Source organism: Serratia sp. GW822-FHT06D09, assembly GCF_058799515.1.
Map to the genome: position 1 here is coordinate 101,436 of NZ_JBXALO010000006.1, position 20,593 is coordinate 122,028.

Below are 20,593 nucleotides of genomic sequence, written 5' to 3' on the forward strand. Positions count from 1 at the left end.
TATTAAATATGATTTCTGAAGGAAGATAATTATGGCTACGCCGCACATTAATGCTGAAATGGGTGATTTCGCTGACGTAGTACTGATGCCGGGCGATCCGCTGCGTGCAAAATACATCGCGGAAACTTTCCTGGAAGGCGCGGTGGAAGTGAACAACGTGCGTGGCATGCTGGGCTTCACCGGTACCTACAAGGGCCGCAGAATCTCCGTAATGGGCCACGGTATGGGTATCCCATCCTGCTCCATCTATGCGCGTGAACTGATTGCCGAATTCGGCGTGAAGAAAATCATCCGTGTGGGTTCTTGCGGCGCGGTGCGTGACGATATCAAACTGCGTGACGTGGTGATTGGTATGGGTGCTTGCACCGATTCCAAAGTAAACCGTCTGCGTTTCAAGGATCACGACTACGCGGCAATCGCCGACTTCGATATGGTGCGTAATGCCGTAGACGCGGCAGCAGCGCAGGGTATCCCGGCGCGTGTGGGCAACATCTTCTCCGCTGATCTGTTCTATACGCCGGATCCGGATATGTTCCAGGTGATGAAGAAGTACGGCATCCTGGGTGTGGAAATGGAAGCGGCCGGTATCTACGGCGTGGCGGCTGAGCTGTTCGAAGAGTTCGGTTCCAAGGCACTGACCATTTGTACCGTCTCCGACCACATTCTGCGTCATGAAGCGACCACCGCTGCAGAGCGTCAAACCACCTTTAATGAAATGATCATTATCGCGCTGGAATCTGTGCTGCTGGGCGACAAAGCCTAATCATACTGCGGGCGCAGCGTTCTGCTGCGCCCCTGTTAATCTATTCACTCCTCTATTCATCTATGACCAGCCTCGAGCAAGTTCTGCGTAAGGGGCCCGCCGCGTCGAAAGCACTCACCGATGCGCTGGGTATCAGCCAACCGACGCTGTCGCGCCGTATCCGTGTACTGGCGGAAGCGGTACTGGCTATGGGTAAAGGCCGAGCCACTCGCTATGCCTTGCGCAGGGCCGTGGCGGAGGAGACGTATTTTCCACTCTATCAGGTGGATGAGCAGGGCACAGCATGAGTTGATCAGCGAGGCATTCCGTAGTCTTGCCGACCAGATGTTGATGCAGGTTCAAGGGTTGAATGAACACATCCAGCGCATGGCTTAAAGCAAGCCTAGGGCATCTTCTCTTCTTTCTTATCTTCCGGCTTTTCGTCATCGTCATCTTCCACCGTATTGCCTTCCTCCAACGGCGTGTTGGCGGTTAACAGGTACGGGGACTGCTGCCAGCGGCTGCGGCGGTGCTGCAACAGCGTACGGGCCAGGATGATGCCGATGGCCAGCGCCAGCAAAATCATCAGGCGCAGCAGGTTGGTGGTGTTATCCACCTGTTTGGATTCGGTCGCCAGCACGTGGGTGTCCAGCGTGATGCGGATAAAGCCGATCGGCCCGTCTTTGTTCTCAATGGGTTCAACCAGCTGATGATTGAAGTAGCTGCCGGCGCGTTTACCGTCAAGCGACAGGCGATCGCGTATACTTATCTGCTCACCGGCGTGGGAAACCAGGGAGCCGTCCAACTGATAGACGCTGGCGTCCAAAATGCGGCTGTGGTCGGTGAGCTGTTTGAGGATGGCGTCGATGCGTTGGTTGTCGACGTCGCTGTCGTCATCCATCAGGGGGGCCAGGCTGGATGCCACCTGTTTGGTCAGCGTTTGCGCCAGTTCTTCCACCTGTTCGGATCGCGCCAATTGGTGACTCAGGCTAAAATAGGAAGCGCCCTGCATCAACAGCACCAGCAAAGCCAGGCAAATCAGGATAATAGCGGTGCGGTGCAGGCGGAATTTCAGTTTAGCGCGGGCCATGCAGGTTCCTTGGGCATCTTGGACACTTTATGTTGCCAGAAGCAATGGCGATAGGATAGCTTGATGCGTCGTTTTATCATGCAGTGTTTTTTCAGGAGTTAAGGATGTCGAATAGTCTGACCTATTGCGATCTCCCGGCTGAGATCTCTCAATGGCCGGGTCTTCCCCTTTCGCTGAGCGGTGACGAAGTGATGCCGCTGGATTATCGGGCGGGTCATACCGGTTGGCTATTATATGGCAGAGAACTGAACAAAACGCGCATTACCGATTTCCAGCGCAAGCTGGGCGCGGCGATGGTGATTGTCACTGCCTGGTGCGTAGAGGATTATCAGGTGGTGCGTCTGGCGGGCACGCTGACGGCACGCGCCAAAACGCTGGCGGCGGAGAGCGGGCTGGACGTGGCGCCGCTGGGCAAGATCCCCCACCTGCGCACCCCCGGGTTGCTGGTGATGGATATGGACTCCACCGCGATTGAAATTGAATGCATCGACGAGATTGCCAAACTGGCGGGCGTCGGTGAGCAGGTGTCGGAAGTGACCGAACGCGCGATGCGCGGCGAGCTGGACTTTACCGCCAGCCTGCGTCAGCGCGTCGGTACGCTGAAAGGCGCCGATGCCAATATCCTCAAGCAGGTGCGTGACGAGCTGCCGCTGATGTCCGGGCTGACCAACCTGGTGCGCAAGCTGCAGGCGATGGACTGGCATGTGGCGATTGCCTCCGGCGGCTTCACCTACTATGCCGAGTATCTGCGTGACAGACTGAAGCTGGTGGCGGTGGTGGCTAACGAGCTGGAGATCCGCGACGGCAAGTTGACCGGCGAGGTGCTGGGACCGGTGGTGGACGCGCAGTTCAAAGCCGATACGCTGGTAGCGCTGGCGGAAAAACTGGGTATTCCACCGCAGCAAACTGTCGCCATCGGCGACGGTGCCAACGATTTGAAAATGATGCAGGTTGCCGGGTTGGGCATTGCCTATCACGCCAAACCGAAAGTGTATGAGAAGGCGCAGGTGTCGATTCGCCATGCCGATCTTATGGGCGTGCTGTGCGTGTTGACCGGCAGCCTGAAACACGAAGTGCGCTAAACCCGTCATACTTGAAGCTGCCTCCGCGTTAGCTGCGTGCGCTCACCCCAGTCACTTACCTAAGTAAGCTCCTGAGGATTCCCGCACTGGCTGCCTCGATGCAACTTCAATTATTTAGGGTATAAACAAAATATTGAGGTAATACGTGGCAAAAGCAGCAAAACGGGCGTTTGTATGTAATGAGTGCGGCGCAGATTATCCGCGCTGGCAGGGGCAGTGCAGCGCTTGCCACGCCTGGAACAGCATTACAGAAGTGCGTCTGGCTGCCGTGTCTTCCTCTTCTCGCAACGAGCGTCTGAGCGGCTACGCCGGCGATGCCGGTATCAGCAAGGTACAAAAGCTGTCGGACATCAGCCTGGAAGAGCTGCCGCGTTTTTCCACCGGTTTCCTCGAGTTTGACCGCGTGCTGGGCGGCGGGGTGGTTCCGGGCAGTGCGATCCTGATCGGCGGTAACCCCGGCGCAGGTAAAAGTACCTTGCTGCTGCAGGTGCTGTGCAAACTGTCCGAACAGATGAAAACCCTGTACGTCACCGGTGAGGAATCACTGCAGCAGGTCGCGATGCGCGCCCATCGTCTCGGCTTGCCAACCGGCGGCCTGAATATGCTGTCTGAAACCAGCATCGAACAGATCTGCCTGATCGCCGAGCAGGAACAGCCGAAGCTGATGGTGATCGACTCCATTCAGGTGATGCACATGGCGGATATTCAATCTTCGCCGGGTAGCGTTGCGCAGGTACGTGAAACGGCGGCTTATCTGACGCGTTTCGCCAAGACGCGCGGCGTGGCGATTGTCATGGTCGGTCACGTCACCAAAGACGGTTCCCTGGCCGGGCCGAAAGTATTGGAACACTGCATCGACTGTTCGGTGCTGCTGGACGGCGACGCCGATTCACGTTTTCGTACCCTGCGCAGCCATAAAAACCGCTTTGGTGCGGTGAATGAGCTGGGCGTGTTCGCCATGACAGAGCAGGGCCTGCGTGAGGTCAGCAACCCGTCTGCCATCTTCCTCAGCCGTGGCGATGAGGTCACCTCCGGCAGTTCGGTGATGGTGGTTTGGGAAGGTACGCGGCCGTTGCTGGTGGAAATTCAGGCGCTGGTGGATCATTCCATGATGTCTAACCCGCGGCGAGTGGCGGTCGGCCTGGAGCAAAACCGATTGGCGATCCTGTTGGCGGTGCTGCATCGCCATGGCGGATTGCAGATGTCCGATCAGGACGTGTTCGTTAACGTGGTCGGTGGGGTGAAGGTCAGTGAAACCAGCGCCGATTTGGCGTTGCTGATGTCGCTGGTGTCCAGCCTGCGTGACCGCCCATTGCCGAACGATTTGGTGGTGTTTGGCGAAGTGGGGCTGGCGGGGGAGATCCGTCCGGTACCGAGCGGTCAGGAACGGATTTCCGAAGCGGCGAAACACGGCTTCAAGCGTGCCATCGTGCCGCACGCTAACGTACCGAAAAAACCGCCGGCCAATATGCAGGTGTTTGGCGTGAAGAAACTGGCGGATGCGCTGGACGTGTTGGAACAGTTTTATTAATTGCCACGCGGTACGCAGATTATGCTATTTTGTTTAGCATACTAAACGGAGGGGCTATGCGGCAATTCGATTACCTGAAGGCGTCGATTAAGCAAAAGAACTGCACTCTGCAGCAGGTGGCGGATGCCAGTGGCATGACCAAAGGCTATCTTAGCCAGCTGTTAAACGACAAAATCAAAAGCCCTAGCGCCCAGAAGCTGGAGGCGCTGCACCGTTACCTCGGGCTTGAGTTTCCACGCCGTGAGAAAAAGGTCGGCGTGGTGTTTGGTAAATTTTACCCTCTGCACACCGGTCATATTTACCTGATCCAGCGAGCCTGTAGCCAGGTGGATGAGTTGCACGTGATCCTGTGTCACGATGAACCGCGCGATCGGGAGCTGTTCGACAACAGCTCGATGTCGCAACAGCCGACGGTCAGCGATCGTCTGCGCTGGCTGCTGCAAACCTTCAAGTATCAGAAAAATATTCATATTCACTCGTTTGACGAACAGGGCATCGAGCCCTATCCGCACGGCTGGAACGTGTGGAGTGACGGGGTGAAAGCTTTTCTGGAGCAAAAGGCCATAGTGCCGAGCTTTATCTATTCCAGTGAAGCACAGGATGCTCCGCGCTATCGCGAACATCTGGGCATTGAAACCATTCTGATCGATCCCGAACGTTCATTTATGAACATCAGCGGCCGCCAAATCCGCCAGGATCCGTTCCGCTATTGGGATTATATTCCGACCGAAGTGAAGCCGTTTTTTGTACGCACCGTGGCTATCCTCGGCGGCGAGTCGAGCGGGAAATCGACCCTGGTCAATAAGCTGGCGAACATCTTCAACACCACCAGCGCCTGGGAATATGGCCGCGACTACGTGTTCTCTCACCTCGGCGGGGATGAGATGGCGCTACAGTATTCCGACTATGACAAAATCGCCCTGGGCCAGGCGCAGTACGTCGATTTTGCGGTGAAATACGCCAATAAAGTGGCGTTTATCGATACCGACTTCGTGACCACTCAGGCGTTCTGCAAAAAGTACGAAGGACGCGAGCACCCCTTTGTACAGGCGTTGATCGACGAGTACCGCTTTGATCTGGTGATCCTGTTGGAGAACAACACCCCATGGGTGGCGGATGGGTTGCGCAGCCTGGGCAATCCCAACGATCGCAAGGCATTTCAGTATTTGCTGGAAGAGATGCTACGGGCCAACAACATTGAATACGTACACGTAGAGTCCAGCGATTACGACGAGCGTTTCCTGCGCTGCGTAGAACTGGTCAAACAGCTGTTGGCGGCCGATGCCAGCCGCCTGGTTGGCGTTGCAGTCTAAGCCTGCGGGGCGCAGGCTGCGCCCCGTCGGTCATCAGTAAACAATCACCAGTTTTCCCTGCATATGTCCATCGAGCAGTTTTTGATGCGCGGCGGTCAGCGTCGGCACCGTTAGCCCGTGCATCGTTTCGCTCAGGGTGGTGCTCAGCCTCCCTTCATCCAGCAGTTGCGCCACTTGCTTGAGGATCTCGCCCTGCTGAGCGATATCCGGCGTGTTGAACATACTGCGGGTAAACATCAATTCCCAGTGCAGCGCGGCGCTTTTCAGCTTCAGTGCGCTCTGGTCCAACGGCTGGGCGTTTTCCACGATGGTGCAGATATGGCCCATCGGCGCGATCAGATCGGAGATGGCTTGCCAGTGGCCGTCGGTATCGTTCAGGCACAGAATATAATCCACGTTCTCAATGCCCTGTTGCGCCAGGTTAGCTTTCAGATCGCGATAGTCCACCACCAGATCGGCACCCCGTTCCAGACACCAGGCCGCCGACTCGGGACGAGAGGCGGTCGCAATCACCTTCACCTGGCTGCGCTGTGCCGCAAACGGGATCGCCAGCGAACCAACACCACCGGCGCCGCCAATGATCAACAGAGTTTTCCCCGGTGCCGCATCCTGAATTTTCAGATGTTCGAACAGTGCTTCCCAGGCAGTCAGGGCAGTCAGCGGCATGGCGGCAGACTCGGCCCAGTTCAGGCTGCGAGGCTTGTGGGCAGTAATACGTGAATCGATCAATTGTTGGGTGCTGTTGCTGCCCGGGCGAGTGATATCACCGGCGTACCAAACCTCATCGCCGGGTTTGAAGCCGCTGACGCTGCTGCCCACTTCAACCACGACGCCGCTGGCGTCCCAACCGAGAATGCGTGGCTGCTGCAGGCCGCTTTTTTGCAGGCCAGCATGGACCTTGGTATCCACCGGGTTGACCGACACCGCTTTCACTTCCACCAACAGATCGTACTGACCCGGCGTGGGTTTTTCCGGGCTGATCTCTATGAAGGCGGTGGGGTTTTTCGGGTCTACGGCAATGGCTTTAATCGGCATGACTGTGCTCCTTTCGAATGAATAACCTCAGTGTAGACCTCTTGAGAGGGAGTGATAAGATGGACAATAACTAACTAAGTGTTCGTATGAGGTGAACAATGAGGTTTAAGCAGCTGCAGGATATGGCGCTGTTTGCGCTGGTGGCCGAGTGCGGCAGTTTTACCGCCGCCGCCAAACGCGCCGCTTTGCCGAAGTCCAGCGTCAGCCAGCGCATCAGCCAGTTGGAACAGACGCTGGGCCTGCGCTTGCTGAACCGTACCACCCGCCAGCTCAACCTGACCTTTGCCGGCGAACGCTATCTGGAACACTGCCAGGAGATGCTGAATGCTGCCGAACGCGCCGATTTTGCGCTGCAACGGCTGCGTGACAACCCGAGTGGTCGGTTGCGCATCTCAACCCCTGCCGGGCTGGGGGCGACGTTGCTGGCGCGGCTGGCGGCGGATTTTCAGCGCCAATACCCGGACGTGTCACTGGAGGTGTCGGTATCCGATGCGATGGTGGATATGGTGCAGGACGGATTTGACGCCGCATTACGCACCGGCAAACCGCAGGACTCCTCGCTGATTGGCCGGCGTTTGGGGCATGCGCCGCGCTATTTGCTGGCATCGTCGGCATATCTGGCGCAGTACCCGCCGATCCTGCATCCGCAACAGTTGCAGCAGCACCGCTGCATCGCGCATCGTTCCTGGCCCGCATGGAATCTGCGCCGGGGCGATGAGTATTTTCGCTGGCAACTGCCGACGCTGCATATCACCGATAATCTGCTGTACGCGCGCGAATGTGCGATTTACGGCGCGGGTATTACTTTGTTGCCGGCATTTCTCAGCCGCGAGGTAGTGGCGCAAAAACAGCTGGTGGAGGTGTTGCCGGAATGGCAGGCGGAAGGCAATGAACTCTATCTGGTTTATCCCAGTCGCAAGCTCAATTCCCCGGCGCTGGCCTGTTTTATTGACGTGGTGTTGCAACACCCGGTATTTGACGATTATGCCCGCGAGCTGGCGCGGGAATAAAAAAAGGCGCCGCATGCGGCGCCTTTCGGATTACTTGGCGATTCTCTTGTACTTGATACGGTGCGGCTCAAGCGCTTCGGCGCCCAGCGTACGTTTCTTGTACTCTTCGTATTCGGTGAAGTTACCTTCGAAGAACTCGACGTTACCTTCATCCTGGTAATCCAGAATGTGGGTAGCAATACGGTCGAGGAACCAACGGTCGTGCGAGATAACCATCGCGCAGCCCGGGAACTCCAACAGGGCGTTTTCCAGCGCGCGCAGGGTTTCAATATCCAGGTCGTTGGTCGGTTCGTCGAGCAGCAGTACGTTGCCGCCAACCTGCAGCAGCTTGGCCAGGTGCAGACGTCCGCGCTCACCGCCGGACAGTTCGCCCACGCGCTTGCCCTGATCGACGCCTTTGAAGTTAAAGCGACCGACGTAAGCACGGCTTGGCATTTCGGTGTTGCCGATACGCATGATGTCCTGGCCGCCGGAGACTTCTTCCCAAACGGTTTTTGAATTGTCCATGCTGTCACGGAACTGATCGACCGACGCCAGCTTGACGGTGTCACCCAGCACGATGCTGCCGGAATCAGGCTGTTCCTGACCGGACATCATGCGGAACAGCGTGGATTTACCGGCGCCGTTCGGGCCGATAATGCCGACAATCGCGCCCTTCGGCACGGCGAAGGAGAGATCGTCAATCAGCACGCGGTCGCCGTAGGACTTGCGCAGGTTGCTGACTTCAACCACTTTATCGCCCAGGCGTGCGCCAGGTGGAATAAAGAGTTCGTTGGTTTCGTTACGCTTTTGGTATTCGGTGCTGTTCAGCTCTTCAAAGCGGGCCAAACGTGCCTTGCCTTTGGACTGACGGCCTTTAGCGCCCTGACGCACCCACTCCAGCTCTTTCTCGATGGATTTGCGGCGTGCGGCTTCGGAAGAGGCTTCCTGCGCCAGACGTGCGTCTTTCTGCTCCAGCCAGGAAGAGTAGTTGCCTTCCCACGGGATGCCTTCGCCACGGTCCAGCTCGAGGATCCAGCCGGCCACGTTGTCGAGGAAGTAACGGTCGTGGGTGATCGCCACAACGGTTCCTTCGAAGTCGTGCAGGAAGCGTTCCAGCCAGGCCACGGATTCTGCATCCAGGTGGTTGGTCGGTTCGTCCAGCAGCAGCATGTCCGGTTTTTCCAGCAGCAGGCGGCACAGCGCGACACGGCGACGTTCACCACCGGACAGGTTGGCGATTTTTGCGTCCCATTCCGGCAGGCGCAACGCATCGGCGGCGCGCTCAAGCTGGGTATTCAGGTTGTGGCCATCATGGGCCTGAATGATTTCTTCCAGACGGCCCTGTTCAGCGGCCAGCTTGTCGAAGTCCGCGCCTTCTTCAGCGTACAGCGCGTACACTTCATCAAGACGTTTCAGGGCACCGACCACTTCCGCCAGCGCTTCTTCGACCGACTCGCGGACGGTGTGCTCCAGATTCAGCTGCGGTTCCTGAGGCAGGTAGCCGATTTTGATCCCTTGCTGCGGGCGAGCTTCACCTTCGATATCGGTGTCGATGCCGGCCATGATGCGCAACAGAGTGGATTTACCCGAGCCGTTCAGACCCAGCACGCCGATTTTGGCGCCAGGGAAGAAGCTCAGTGAGATGTTTTTCAGAATATGACGCTTCGGCGGAACCACTTTGCCGACGCGGTGCATGGTATAGACGTATTGAGCCACGGTGCTCTAGCCTCTCTATATCAGTTTTTATAGGATGTCTGGCTGCGGAGTGTAGCCCGTTTCGAAAGCGGATCCCAGACATCACTCAGCGATCGCTAAGTATAACCGGTTATGCGCCCGTGAAGGCGCATATTGGTCGCTTAAGGAGTGACGACGATCGCGACGCGGCGGTTTTCCGCCCGGCCGCTGGAGGTGCGGTTATCGGCGACCGGGTCGCGTTTTCCCATGCCGCGAGTTTCGATGTTAGCGCGTGGGATGCCTACGCTGGCCAGCAGGTCGGCCACCGCATTGGCGCGGCGCAGCGAGAGCTGGTCGTTATAGCTGTCTTCACCGTAATTATCCGTGTGACCGTCCAGACGGAATTTGGTGATGCCGACGCTCATCAGTGCACGGCCCATTTTCTGTACCGTGTCGGTGCTTTCCGGGTTCAGCTTGCCCACGTTGTTGCCGAACAGCACCTTGTCGGACAGGCCAAATTCCCAGCCGTTATCCGTCAGTTTGAACCCTTGCGACTGCAACAGTGCAATCTGCTCGGGCGTCAGGCCCTGCGGCTTGCTCTGACAGCCGGCGAGCGCCAGCAGGGCGATAAACATCATCGTCAGCAGTGAAAAACGGTTTTTTAGTGTTTGCTGTAACATAATCAAATTCCTAGTTTTATTTTATATACCCGTCATCCTTGACGCTGGATCTGTGTTGGCTGCGAGTGCTCACCCCAGTCACTTACTTCAGTAAGCTCCTGAGGATTCTCACTCTGGCTGCCTTGATGCAACGCCAATGATTTTGGGTATCGCCGGGGCTTTATTTCTGTATTGCCAGCCGCCAGCCTCCGTTATAACGATGCTTGGCCTGGTACATCGCATCGTCAGCTTCGTGCAAGAGCCCCTGAGGCGTCACCGCATGTTCAGGGTAAAGTGCAATACCGATACTCAAAGAGGAAATGACCTCTTCGCCGTTCGGTAAAATTACCGGTTGGGTCATGCAGTCGATAATGTTATCGGCAATCTGCAGTACATCTTCCGTAGTGTGGACCGGTGCCAACAGTACGGCGAACTCATCACCTCCTAAACGTGCAACCAGGTCGCTCTCGCGTAACTGCGCGCGGATACGCCCGGCAATGGTGGTCAGCACTACGTCGCCGGCGGCGTGGCCGTAGCTGTCGTTAACTTCCTTGAAGCGATCGCCGTCGATAAACAGCACCGCCAGTTTTTCGGGTGACTCGATGTCTCCCAGCGCGCGACTCAGTCGGCCTTCGAAGAAAGCGCGGTTTGGCAAGCCGGTCAGGCTGTCGTGGGTCGCCCGGTGGGTCAGCGAGTCATTCTCCTGTTTCAGGTGCGCCTGCCAGGCCTCCAGTTCGTCAAGCAGGCCATTAAAGTCGCTGCTCAGCTCATGCAATTCGGCAATCGGTGCCGAAGGTACCCGCAGCCCAAAGGCGCGATCGCGCCGTACCGCATGCGCCACGTTAGCGATATCGTCCAGCGAGCGGACGATCCCCTGCAACATGCGGCGCGACAATACCAGCGCACACAGGGTACTGAGCACCAGACAGGCGATCATGCCTACCATACCGCGTAGCAAAAAACGCAGCAGGCTGCCGCCGTGGCCACTTAACCACACTTTGCCGACCTCTTTGCCTTCGTGAGTGATCGGCAGGATCACCGGTTGTGGCAACGCCCAGTGCGCCACGACTTGCTCCATGCCGTGCAGTGGGCCATCCTTGGGATGGTGCCAGGTCGCAAGCACTTTGCCGTTGTTGTTCAGAATTCTGGCTTCCGACACTTCCTCTTTAGAGGCGATCAGCACCAGGGCTTCGCGGGCGGCGGCACGGTCTTCGAACACCACGGCGGCTTCAACGGTATAGCTGATGGAGCGCGCGATCAGATGCAGGTTATGGTTGGCATAGGCGCGCAGTGCAAACAGCGCCACCAGGGTCAGGAAGATCCCCGCAGTACCCACGGCAATCAGCGCCAGCCCAAGGTGTACTCTTTGCAGTACCCGGCCCAGCGTAGGGCGTGACTGACCCGAACGGTTCTTGCGCAACCACTTCATAGCGGGGGCGCCTGTTTGCGTGCCAACTGCAACACGTTGGGGTGAACGCGCACGCCGCTACGTGCCAGCGCATCGAGATTGGCTTTAAAACTCGCGGTATCCCCTTCGATTTGCAGGCAGAACGCGCTGCCGGCCGAGCATTCAACATCGTTTTCGCTGATGCTGAGAATGGAGTGGCCGCTGATACGCTGTATAAAATTCTGCTTCTGACCGGCGTTAACATTGCCCAAATAAATAACATCGCAGCCGGTGCTCAGCAGCGGACTGTCAAAGGATACGCGTTCGGCCTTAATGGGCCGCGGAGCACTAAGCAGGATCGGATCGAACAGGCCTTCGGCATACTGGGTGGGTGCCGTCACACACAGTCGGATCGGATTGGGTTCGCTGGGCCAGCGGGCATAGCTGATAATGCCTACCACCACGGTGGTGACGGCATGGATGCGATTTTGATAAGGATCACCGGTTTCGGGGCGGGCTGAACCCGGGAAGGCCATCAGGGTGAGCAGCACCAGCGATAACAGGCGGCCGTAGTCCAGACGTGCGCAAATGAAACTCGCAAGAGAATTTTTTGCGCAGGTCGCTAGCCACACGGCATTTTTTGCCATCTTCATCTGCCATTCCTGCCCAGATCCGCAGTACCGATGCGGCAACATAACAATGAGAAGCCTGACCCGCTCGAAGGGATAATTGCCTTACTGAAAACTGTCAATCGCACTGCCTGATGAACACTATCTACCCATTATTGGCGCGGATTGTATTATAAGATATCCCGGTTGCGCGCTTTATGTGCCGTTTTCTCAGAATTATCTTACCTTTTTTTAATAGTATAAAAACGTCCGTCAGGGTTTGCCAGGCGTTTTCTGCAAAGTTAGCCCGCCCGGCCTGAGGTTTGGGGCATTTGCGCAACGGCGTTGTCGTCGGCCAGGAAATATATCCTGCATGACTAATTATTTCAGATGACTTCATCTTATTGTCGGCAGCGCTTATTAATAATAAATGAGCTGCTCGTTTCCAGTGTTAACCTCGGGTTAATGATTAATACGCTGTCTTTGGCGCCGGCTTTATTTTATTTGTCAGCGAGGGTAAACCTTTTTTACCTGAAGCCCTTCGTGACGATAAACTTCATCTACAGTAGTGAATGGATAAGCGATCGCGCTGTCTATGGTAGATGGCTGAGCCAGTCACTCAGCGCCTCCTTTTGTTCTGGCGTGCCGGATGAAGCGATATCCCACGACAGAGCGCGAAACACTCGGAGAGCCGTTTCACTGTCCGTTGGCTGCTGGCGTAGCGCGGCAACGGGGGAATCGGCTCTGGCAACACCATCAGCATTAGCGAGGAAAGAGTCAGTATGGTCAAGGTAGACAAGTGGCGGTTTTTGGCTGTGGGCCTGTGCCTGACGGCATTCTCAGGCGCCGCATTGGCGGACTCGCTGGACGCCCAGCGTCAGCGTTACCTGCAGATTAAACAGGCGTGGGACAGTAAGCAGATGGACGTCGTGGCGCAATTGATGCCGACGCTGCGTGATTACCCGCTATACCCTTATCTGGAATACCGTGAGCTGACGCAAGATCTCAGTCAGGCCGGGTTCTCCGAGGTGAACGATTTTATCAAACAGCATCCGACGCTGCCGCCGGCCAAATCATTGGCCCCGCGCTTTGTTAACGAGCTGGCACGGCGTGAAGACTGGCGGACTCTGTTGGCCTTTAGCCCACAGGCGCCTAAACCTATAGCTGCGCGTTGCAATTACTACTACGCCAAATGGGCCACCGGCGATCAACAGGCGGCCTGGAGCGGTGCTGAAGACGTTTGGATGAGCGGTAAATCGTTACCGGGCTCCTGTGACAAGCTGTTCAGCGTCTGGAAGGGCTCCGGCAAACAGACACCATCGGCGGTACTGGAGCGCATGAAGCTGGCGTTGAAAGAGGGCAACAGCGGCCTGGTCAACAGCTTGTACCGTCAGTTGCCGTCAGATTACCAAACCATGGGCGATGCGTTGGTGCGTCTGCAAAACGATCCGGCCACGGTAGAATCCTTTGCCCGTAGCGTAGGGCCAACAGATTTTACCCGTGCCGCGACCGGCATCGCTTTTGAACGCCTGGCGCGCCAGGATGTAGAAAATGCTCGCGCAATGATCCCGACGCTGGTGCGCCTGCAGAAAATGAGCGACAGCGAGCAGTTGGGGTTGGAAGAGGCGGTGGCCTGGCGCCTGATGGGCAGCGATGCCACCTTCGAACAAACCCAATGGCGCGATAAGGTGATCCTGCGCAGTCAGTCTCCGGCTCTGCTGGAACGTCGTGTGCGTATGGCATTGGGCAATGGCGATCGCCAGGGGGTGGCTACCTGGCTGGCTCGCCTGCCAGCGGAGTCTCGCAATAAAGACGAGTGGCGTTACTGGCGTGCAAGCCTGCTGCTGGACGAAGGCAAACGCAGTGAAGGTGAAGAGATCCTGCGTCGCCTGATGAACGAACGCGGCTTCTATCCAATGGTGGCGGCGCAGAAACTGAATAAGCCTTACCCGGTAATGGTGGCCGTGGCGGCGAAACCTCGCGCTTCGCTGGTGGACGGACCGGAGATTGCCCGGGTACGCGAACTGATGTACTGGAATATGGATAATCTGGCGCGCAGCGAGTGGACCTCGTTTGTGTCCAGCCGCAGTCGTCCGGAACAGGAAGCGCTGGCGCGTTATGCGTTCGAGCAAAAATGGGCCGATCTCAGCGTGCAGGCAACCATCGTTGGCAAACTGTGGGATCACCTTGAAGAGCGCTTCCCGGTAGCCTGGCCGCAAGAGTTCCGGGCCGCGACCGATGACAAGGGGATCACGCCGAGCTACGCCATGGCGATAGCCCGTCAGGAGAGCGCCTGGAACCCGAAAGCCCAGTCACCGGTAGGGGCCAGCGGCCTGATGCAGGTGATGCCGCGTACCGCGCAGCATACTGTGCAGATGTACAATATTCCCGGCTACTCAAGCCCAAGCCAGCTGCTTGATCCCCGGGTTAACATTACCATCGGTACCAGCTACCTGGAGTATGTGTACCAGCAGTTCGGCCGTAACCGCATTCTGTCATCGGCGGCCTACAACGCCGGTCCATCGCGGGTGAATACCTGGTTGGGCAACAGCGAAGGGCGGGTAGATGCGGTGGCGTTTGTCGAAAGCATCCCGTTCTCGGAAACCCGTTCTTATGTGAAGAATGTACTGGCCTATGACGCATTTTATCGCTACCTCATGCATCGTCCGGCCAAGGTGCTGACCGATGCCGAGTGGCAGAGGCGTTATTGATTTTTGCGGTGCTATGGTATGCTGCTGTACTAGTTAAATAGTATGGTGGCTTGCCATGACGCAATTATCGCTTAACGACCCGGCTCTTTCAGAACAAGGCAATGAGGATTGGCTGCGCTTTGTCGCGCTGCTGCAGAATTCGTTCGCCCAGGATCTGCATCAACCGCTGCTGCAACTGCTGCTGACGCCGGACGAAAGAACGGCTTTGGGGACGCGGGTGCGGATTATTCAGGAACTGATGCGCGGTGAGATGAGCCAGCGTGAGCTGAAGAACGAGCTGGGGGCCGGTATTGCCACCATCACTCGCGGTTCGAACAGCCTGAAGGCGGCGACGCCGGCGTTGAAACAGTGGCTGGAGCAGCAATTGCTGGGCGAGGCACCTTAGTCGTGCCTCGCTCGTCAGCGCTTATTTTTGCGGCGCGATGTTATGGTTTTGGTAGATCGGGTTGTGGAAGGGCACCAGCGCCAACAGCAGAGCCTGATGGTAAACGCTGGTGCGGCTCAACCGCCCATCGGTGAAGATACCGATAGCGCCGCCCTGGCGCTTCACTTCGGCATTGCCGGTGATGGCCGCCATTTCCGTCCCCAATTCGCGGCCGGCGCGAATTCCCTGTAAAATCGTCTCCGGCAGCATCAGACTGGCTGAACGCGATTCGCCTCGGGTGTACGGGTTTTCCACCGTCATCCAGGCGAAGGTCATATTCTCTTCGATACCCGCTTCCACGCCGACCCAAAAGTCGGCCTCCGGGCGTACCTGGCGTGCTTCCATGACGCGCTGGCGTGCACCGGTACGGGTTTCGAGATTGCCGATGGGTTGCAGTGAGACACCGCTGGCGACGTCGACTGATTCAATGCGGCATTGGTCTACGCCAAAGGTGTCCTCAAAGGCCAACTGAATAGCCTTAATCTTTGCCGGGTTGGTAGTTGCAGCGACAACATGATACATAACGGGTTTAGCATCCTTAAGCTAAGAGCCTATTCAATACGTCAGACGCTTGCGCAAGCGGCCTGTGACGAAGATAAACTCAGGTTTCACGCAGTATAACGGAAAAGCAAAATGTTACAGGTATACCTCGTTCGCCACGGCGAAACGGAATGGAATGCGGCTCGCCGTATCCAGGGTCAGTCCGACAGCCCGTTAACCGCCCACGGCGAACATCAGGCTCATCTGGTTGCCCAACGCGTCAGCAAGCTCGGCATCACGCACGTGATTACCAGCGATTTGGGGCGTACCCGACGCACCGCGCAAATCATCGCAGAAGCCTGCGGTTGCGAGGTGATAAACGATCCACGTTTGCGCGAATTGCACATGGGGGTTCTGGAAGAACGCCTGATCGACAGCCTGACGCCGCAGGAAGAGCAGTGGCGCAAGCAGATGGTCGATGGTACTGCTGACGGCCGTATCCCTCAAGGTGAATCCATGAGCGAGCTGGGTGGGCGGATGCGCGAGGCGCTGGAAAGCTGCCTGATGCTGCCGGAGGGGAGCAAACCGCTGATCGTGAGCCACGGTATCGCGTTGGGTTGTTTGATCAGCACCGTGCTCGGGTTACCTGCCTATGCCGAACGTCGCCTGCGTTTGCGCAACTGTTCGCTGTCACGTGTCGACTATCAGCAGAGCCCTTGGCTGGCTTCCGGCTGGATTGTCGAAACGGCGGGCGATATCACGCATCTGGACATGCCCGCACTCGACGAACTGCAACGTTAACGGCGGATCGGGATCAAATAGTCGCAGTTGATCTCTGTCGGCGGTTGGGGTGGCCGACGGTCACCCTTGGGATAAAAGCGCTCAATGTCGTGCCCTTTGCGGCGCGTGAGTTTGAGTGCCGGCAGACAAGTGCCGTACAGCGTCAGAATAAAGTCCTGCAGGCCAGAGGCTGGGCCTTCATAACTGAACATCGCATACTCGCCACCCTGCAGCGTCAGCGGCTGCCCAGCCTGAATTTCCTTCGGAACGTGATGCGGTTCCAGCGCCGTGGTGTACAGCACTTCCTGTTCGTCGTCCTTTTCCTGGCTTGGACGCGAATGGTGCAGACCGTACAGCACCGGCGGCAGCGTCTCCGCTTCGCCCAGGTATTGGCGCCAGAACTGTGAACGCAGCTCGGTACGGAAGTTTGAAATTTGCTCCAGCGTGCACGAATAGCTTTGCGTCAGGCCAATCAGGTGCAGTTCCGGTAGTGTGACAAACTCTGGCTGCGGCAGGGTAAAGGCGCCCAGGCGAATTGGCGGACAGATGCCGAATGCGCTCCAGTCTTCGGCGCGGCGATACAATGCCGGCGTTTGCGCAAACTGTTTTTTAAATGCGCGAGTGAATGTCTGCTGCGAGTCGAAGCGATACTGTAAGGCGATATCCAGAATAGGGCGGCTGGTTAAACGCAGCGCCACCGCAGCCTTGGATAATCTCCTTGCCCGGATATAAGCGCCGATGGCGTTACCGGTAATATCTTTGAACATCCGTTGTAGATGCCATTTTGAGTAACCCGCTTTTGCCGCCACGTTGTCCAGCGACAAGGGTTGGTCCAAATGGCTTTCCAGCCAGCTAAGCAGATCACGAATGATACCGGCTTGATCCATAGATCTTCCTCGTAGAGCTTTAGGGTCGGGACCCGAACTGTTTATTCGTCACGCTGGTGCTTGCGCTATCAGACCAATCCATGAGCCATTTTGCGTAGCACTCTTTGCCTCTCGCAGCGGGTTGTGCGGGAGTTGGACAGGGGCACACCTTAAAGGGCGCAAAGAAATAACGACGCCGCATAATAGCAATTTTTTTCCTCCGAGACTCTCAAAGATTTTTTTCACGCTCTGTGCTAAAAAGACCGGTGCAGACCGGAAAAACCCCTATTCTGTGACCTGAAACATAAACAATATTAATTGCCTGCGGCTATTTTCAGCGCCCAGGTTATTGGAGTTAAGTGAATGAAAAAAGGATGGATATTTTTGTTTGGTTTAGTTTGCGCAACGGTAAACAGCGCGCAGGCAGAACAGGTTGGGTCGGTGGATACGGTATTCAAACTCTTCGGTCCGGACCACAAAATCGTGGTGGAAGCATTCGACGATCCTGATGTTAAAAATGTAACTTGTTATATCAGCCGAGCCAAAACCGGTGGCATTAAAGGCGGGCTGGGATTGGCGGAGGATACTGCGGATGCGGCCATTTCTTGCCAGCAGGTCGGGCCGATTGCGCTGAACGATAAAATCAAAAACGGCAAGGCTGAAGGGACGGTGGTGTTCCAGAAACGAACGTCGCTGGTGTTCAAGAAGCTGCAGGTGGTACGCTTCTACGATTCAGCTCGTAATGCGTTGATTTATCTTAGCTATTCAGACCGTGTGGTGGATGGTTCACCGAAGAACGCGTTGAGCGCGGTGCCGATCATCCCTTGGGGTGAGGCAAAATAAGAGACTTGGGGTTCAACTGAACCCCAACTATTTTAACGCGAGACTTACTCTTCCAGATCGCCGCAGAAACGGTAACCTTCACCGTGAATGGTGGCGATGATTTCAGGCGTGTCCGGCGTGGATTCGAAGTGCTTGCGGATGCGACGAATGGTCACGTCCACGGTGCGGTCATGCGGTTTCAGCTCGCGACCGGTCATCTTCTTCAGCAGTTCGCCACGGGATTGGATCTTGCCCGGGTTTTCGCAGAAGTGCAGCATGGCGCGGAATTCACTGCGCGGCAATTTGTATTGCTCGCCCGCTGGGCTGATCAGTGAGCGGCTGTTGATGTCCAGCTCCCAACCGTTGAACTTATAGCTTTCAACCAGACGGCGTTCTTCGCCGACGCTGCCCAGGTTCATGGTGCGGGACAGCAGGTTGCGTGCGCGAATGGTCAGTTCACGTGGATTAAATGGCTTGGTGATATAGTCATCAGCGCCGATTTCCAATCCGAGGATCTTATCAACTTCGTTATCACGGCCGGTCAGGAACATCAGCGCAACGCTGGCCTGTTCGCGCAGTTCACGCGCCAGCAGCAGGCCATTTTTGCCTGGCAGATTGATGTCCATGATAACCAGATTGATATCATTTTCAGACAGGATGTTGTGCATCTCTGCACCATCATTGGCTTCATGAACAACGTAGCCTTCCGCCTCGAAAATGCTCTTCAGGGTGTTACGAGTGACTAACTCGTCTTCGACAATCAGAATGTGCGGGGTCTGCATATTTGCTACCTAAAATTGCCAACAAAATAGAAAATAGGAAGTACAGAAGTCTTTGTTTTCTTAGCGGAGGGCAGAGATTAGCGCTCACGTTCCCTCTTACCAAATGACTACAGTACGTAAACTCGTTCTTGATGCACTTTCCATCTCATGTCAACAAGATCGCTAGCTTGGTGGGGGTGCTATTCCTTACATCCCCAAAGGTGCCAAAACGGCGCATATCCTAACCCTATTAACAGCAATATAACAGTGCGTACCGAATTCATCACCCAACAAAACTAAGCTTTGTTGACATATATCAAATTCAATTGTAGCACGTTAACAGTTTTGTGAAAAACACTTACAGAAATGCCAGCTTAAGTCACAGAACCATAAATTCTGTGTACGATTCAGCATTGTTGTGCCTAATGAGGTAGAATTAACGGCTTATTGATAAAGCAGTTATATTAACACCTTGATTAATAAGAGTAGTAAATCATAAGAAGTAATAATATGTATTCCGTGCCATTTATAAGGCCAATAGCGCATTTACCCCTGTCTATCGCGGTGCGCGGGATTATTGTTGCACACTTGTAAATATAATCAGAGTATCCTGAACAGTCAAAAACCTGCGATCCCTTATTCAGTGGAGTATTGATGCAGCTGCATATTGTTTTAGTGGCTCCGGCACGGCCGGAAAACGTCGGCGCTGCGGCGCGGGCAATGAAAACCATGGGCTTTACTTCGTTGCGCATTGTCGACAGCGAAGCGCACCTGCAGCCGGCGGCGCGTTGGGTTGCTCACGGGGCGGGGGATATCCTCGACGGCGTGCAAACTTTTGCCACGCTGGAACAGGCACTGGCGGACGTAGATTTCACCGTGGCCACCACGGCCCGCAGCCGGGCGCGTTTTCATTATTACTGTACGCCGCAGCAGCTGTTAGGCCAACTGAGTGAGCGCAGCCAGTGGGTGAACCAGGCGGCGTTGGTGTTTGGCCGTGAAGATTCCGGCCTGACCAATGAGGAGCTGGAACTGGCGGATTTGCTGACCGGCGTACCTATGCAGGCGGATTACCCTTCGCTCAATCTCGGTCAGGCGGTGATGGTGTACTGTTATCAACTGTCAGAGCTGATGAACGTCAGTGCGCCACAAGAGCCGGTAGCCAACGAGGGGCAACTCAAGGCATTACGTCATCGCGCCGAGGGATTATTGGCGGCGCTGGAGGTCAGTGACGATCAAAAATTGCGCGACTGGCTGCATCAACGCCTTGGTGTTCTGCAACAGCGGGACACGGCGATGCTGCATACTTTGTTGCACGATATCGAAAAAAAACTGACAAAGTGATACCCGTAAACATGGCTAATTTTGCAGTGTGATCCACTGCAAATCTGCCGCCTGCCTGTCTTTTTGTTCTGTCATCTGGCTTTTCATCTCTCGCATCGCCCGGTTAGCCTGCTGTACGATAAATAAGCAAAAACAAGAAATAATTTGACTTGGGATAGCGATTGCTTTAACCAATAGAGGGGACAGAGTATTTAATGAGACAGACAGAAAAAATGCGAAACATCAGCCTGAACACAACAATTATTACCACCACCGATACCACAGGTAACGGGGCGGGCTGACGCGTACAGGAAAC

The 20,593-nt window shown here is 56.0% G+C and carries 21 protein-coding genes and 1 other annotated feature (1 of these 22 running past the window's edge); of the genes, 12 read left to right on the forward strand and 9 right to left on the reverse strand.

What is annotated here, in order from left to right:
- Positions 1 to 31 precede the first annotated feature (31 nt).
- Together deoD and AC1RKG_RS15855 are read left to right on the forward strand one after the other, a co-directional pair.
- On the forward strand, positions 32 to 763 hold the full coding sequence (gene deoD, locus AC1RKG_RS15850; protein WP_020825118.1) for a purine-nucleoside phosphorylase: 732 nt from the start codon (positions 32 to 34) through the stop codon (positions 761 to 763).
- A 62-nt stretch (positions 764 to 825) separates the two neighbouring features.
- The gene (locus tag AC1RKG_RS15855; protein ID WP_232103368.1) at positions 826 to 1,050 is read left to right on the forward strand and encodes a helix-turn-helix domain-containing protein; all 225 of its coding nucleotides are present in this window, start codon (positions 826 to 828) and stop codon (positions 1,048 to 1,050) included.
- A 95-nt stretch (positions 1,051 to 1,145) separates the two neighbouring features.
- Here AC1RKG_RS15855 and AC1RKG_RS15860 read toward each other — a convergent pair whose 3' ends face one another.
- Entirely contained in the window at positions 1,146 to 1,832 is a 687-nt protein-coding gene (locus AC1RKG_RS15860; RefSeq protein ID WP_048762896.1) for a YtjB family periplasmic protein, read from the reverse strand.
- Positions 1,833 to 1,936: 104 nt separating this feature from the next.
- Here AC1RKG_RS15860 and serB point away from each other — a divergent pair, with 104 nt between their 5' ends.
- From serB to nadR, 3 genes are all read left to right on the forward strand, one after another.
- Positions 1,937 to 2,914 carry a phosphoserine phosphatase gene (gene serB / locus AC1RKG_RS15865; protein WP_020825122.1) on the forward strand — a complete coding sequence of 326 codons (978 nt, stop codon included), beginning with the start codon at positions 1,937 to 1,939 and terminating at the stop codon, positions 2,912 to 2,914.
- Positions 2,915 to 3,059: 145 nt separating this feature from the next.
- Complete coding sequence (gene radA / locus AC1RKG_RS15870; RefSeq protein WP_020825123.1) at positions 3,060 to 4,445, forward strand: DNA repair protein RadA; 1,386 nt, start codon at positions 3,060 to 3,062, stop codon at positions 4,443 to 4,445.
- Positions 4,446 to 4,501: 56 nt separating this feature from the next.
- A complete protein-coding gene (gene nadR, locus AC1RKG_RS15875; RefSeq protein WP_020825124.1) occupies positions 4,502 to 5,758 on the forward strand; it encodes a multifunctional transcriptional regulator/nicotinamide-nucleotide adenylyltransferase/ribosylnicotinamide kinase NadR in 1,257 nt (418 codons plus the stop codon).
- A 33-nt stretch (positions 5,759 to 5,791) separates the two neighbouring features.
- On the opposite strand, the gene AC1RKG_RS15880 is transcribed toward nadR, so the two are convergent.
- Positions 5,792 to 6,793, reverse strand: a complete 1,002-nt coding sequence (locus AC1RKG_RS15880) for a zinc-binding alcohol dehydrogenase family protein (protein ID WP_479637012.1) — start codon at positions 6,791 to 6,793, stop codon at positions 5,792 to 5,794.
- Between the two features lie 98 nt (positions 6,794 to 6,891).
- On the opposite strand from AC1RKG_RS15880, the gene AC1RKG_RS15885 reads away from it, so the two are divergent.
- Entirely contained in the window at positions 6,892 to 7,803 is a 912-nt protein-coding gene (locus AC1RKG_RS15885; protein ID WP_020825126.1) for a LysR family transcriptional regulator, read from the forward strand.
- Between the two features lie 30 nt (positions 7,804 to 7,833).
- On the opposite strand, the gene ettA is transcribed toward AC1RKG_RS15885, so the two are convergent.
- The 4 genes from ettA to yfiR all read right to left on the reverse strand — a co-directional run bounded on the left by ettA (position 7,834) and on the right by yfiR (position 12,158).
- On the reverse strand, positions 7,834 to 9,501 hold the full coding sequence (ettA, locus tag AC1RKG_RS15890; RefSeq protein ID WP_041414175.1) for an energy-dependent translational throttle protein EttA: 1,668 nt from the start codon (positions 9,499 to 9,501) through the stop codon (positions 7,834 to 7,836).
- Positions 9,502 to 9,641: 140 nt separating this feature from the next.
- Complete coding sequence (yfiB, locus tag AC1RKG_RS15895; protein WP_493183471.1) at positions 9,642 to 10,139, reverse strand: outer membrane lipoprotein YfiB; 498 nt, start codon at positions 10,137 to 10,139, stop codon at positions 9,642 to 9,644.
- Between the two features lie 160 nt (positions 10,140 to 10,299).
- The gene (gene dgcN, locus AC1RKG_RS15900; RefSeq protein ID WP_020825129.1) at positions 10,300 to 11,547 is read right to left on the reverse strand and encodes a diguanylate cyclase DgcN/YfiN; all 1,248 of its coding nucleotides are present in this window, start codon (positions 11,545 to 11,547) and stop codon (positions 10,300 to 10,302) included.
- Entirely contained in the window at positions 11,544 to 12,158 is a 615-nt protein-coding gene (gene yfiR, locus AC1RKG_RS15905) for a regulatory sequestration protein YfiR (RefSeq protein ID WP_130016158.1), read from the reverse strand. The genes dgcN and yfiR overlap by 4 nt, the downstream gene beginning before the upstream one ends.
- 737 nt (positions 12,159 to 12,895) lie before the next feature.
- Between yfiR and sltY the strand changes: the two genes are divergently transcribed.
- The gene (gene sltY, locus AC1RKG_RS15910) at positions 12,896 to 14,824 is read left to right on the forward strand and encodes a murein transglycosylase (RefSeq protein ID WP_048762900.1); all 1,929 of its coding nucleotides are present in this window, start codon (positions 12,896 to 12,898) and stop codon (positions 14,822 to 14,824) included.
- 55 nt (positions 14,825 to 14,879) lie between these two features.
- Entirely contained in the window at positions 14,880 to 15,209 is a 330-nt protein-coding gene (gene trpR / locus AC1RKG_RS15915; RefSeq protein WP_020825132.1) for a trp operon repressor, read from the forward strand.
- A gap of 21 nt (positions 15,210 to 15,230) precedes the next feature.
- On the opposite strand, the gene yjjX is transcribed toward trpR, so the two are convergent.
- A complete protein-coding gene (gene yjjX / locus AC1RKG_RS15920; RefSeq protein ID WP_122077088.1) occupies positions 15,231 to 15,770 on the reverse strand; it encodes an inosine/xanthosine triphosphatase in 540 nt (179 codons plus the stop codon).
- 111 nt (positions 15,771 to 15,881) lie between these two features.
- Between yjjX and gpmB the strand changes: the two genes are divergently transcribed.
- The gene (gene gpmB / locus AC1RKG_RS15925) at positions 15,882 to 16,529 is read left to right on the forward strand and encodes a 2,3-diphosphoglycerate-dependent phosphoglycerate mutase GpmB (protein WP_020825134.1); all 648 of its coding nucleotides are present in this window, start codon (positions 15,882 to 15,884) and stop codon (positions 16,527 to 16,529) included.
- Here gpmB and robA read toward each other — a convergent pair.
- Positions 16,526 to 17,395 carry an MDR efflux pump AcrAB transcriptional activator RobA gene (gene robA, locus AC1RKG_RS15930; protein ID WP_020825135.1) on the reverse strand — a complete coding sequence of 290 codons (870 nt, stop codon included), beginning with the start codon at positions 17,393 to 17,395 and terminating at the stop codon, positions 16,526 to 16,528. The genes gpmB and robA overlap by 4 nt on opposite strands.
- A 342-nt stretch (positions 17,396 to 17,737) precedes the next feature.
- On the opposite strand from robA, the gene creA reads away from it, so the two are divergent.
- Positions 17,738 to 18,217: a protein CreA gene (creA, locus tag AC1RKG_RS15935; protein WP_020825136.1), complete on the forward strand. Its 480-nt coding sequence runs from the start codon at positions 17,738 to 17,740 to the stop codon at positions 18,215 to 18,217.
- Positions 18,218 to 18,261: 44 nt separating this feature from the next.
- Here the strand turns inward: creA and arcA are convergent, their stop codons facing one another.
- Entirely contained in the window at positions 18,262 to 18,978 is a 717-nt protein-coding gene (gene arcA, locus AC1RKG_RS15940) for a two-component system response regulator ArcA (RefSeq protein WP_004949989.1), read from the reverse strand.
- A 633-nt stretch (positions 18,979 to 19,611) separates the two neighbouring features.
- Here arcA and AC1RKG_RS15945 point away from each other — a divergent pair.
- On the forward strand, positions 19,612 to 20,298 hold the full coding sequence (locus tag AC1RKG_RS15945) for a tRNA/rRNA methyltransferase (protein ID WP_493183472.1): 687 nt from the start codon (positions 19,612 to 19,614) through the stop codon (positions 20,296 to 20,298).
- Between the two features lie 212 nt (positions 20,299 to 20,510).
- Positions 20,511 to 20,579 carry a thr operon leader peptide gene (gene thrL, locus AC1RKG_RS15950; RefSeq protein WP_071998276.1) on the forward strand — a complete coding sequence of 23 codons (69 nt, stop codon included), beginning with the start codon at positions 20,511 to 20,513 and terminating at the stop codon, positions 20,577 to 20,579.
- Positions 20,518 to 20,593 (forward strand) — a sequence feature (Thr leader region); it runs 43 nt beyond the window's last position. It overlaps the preceding gene by 62 nt.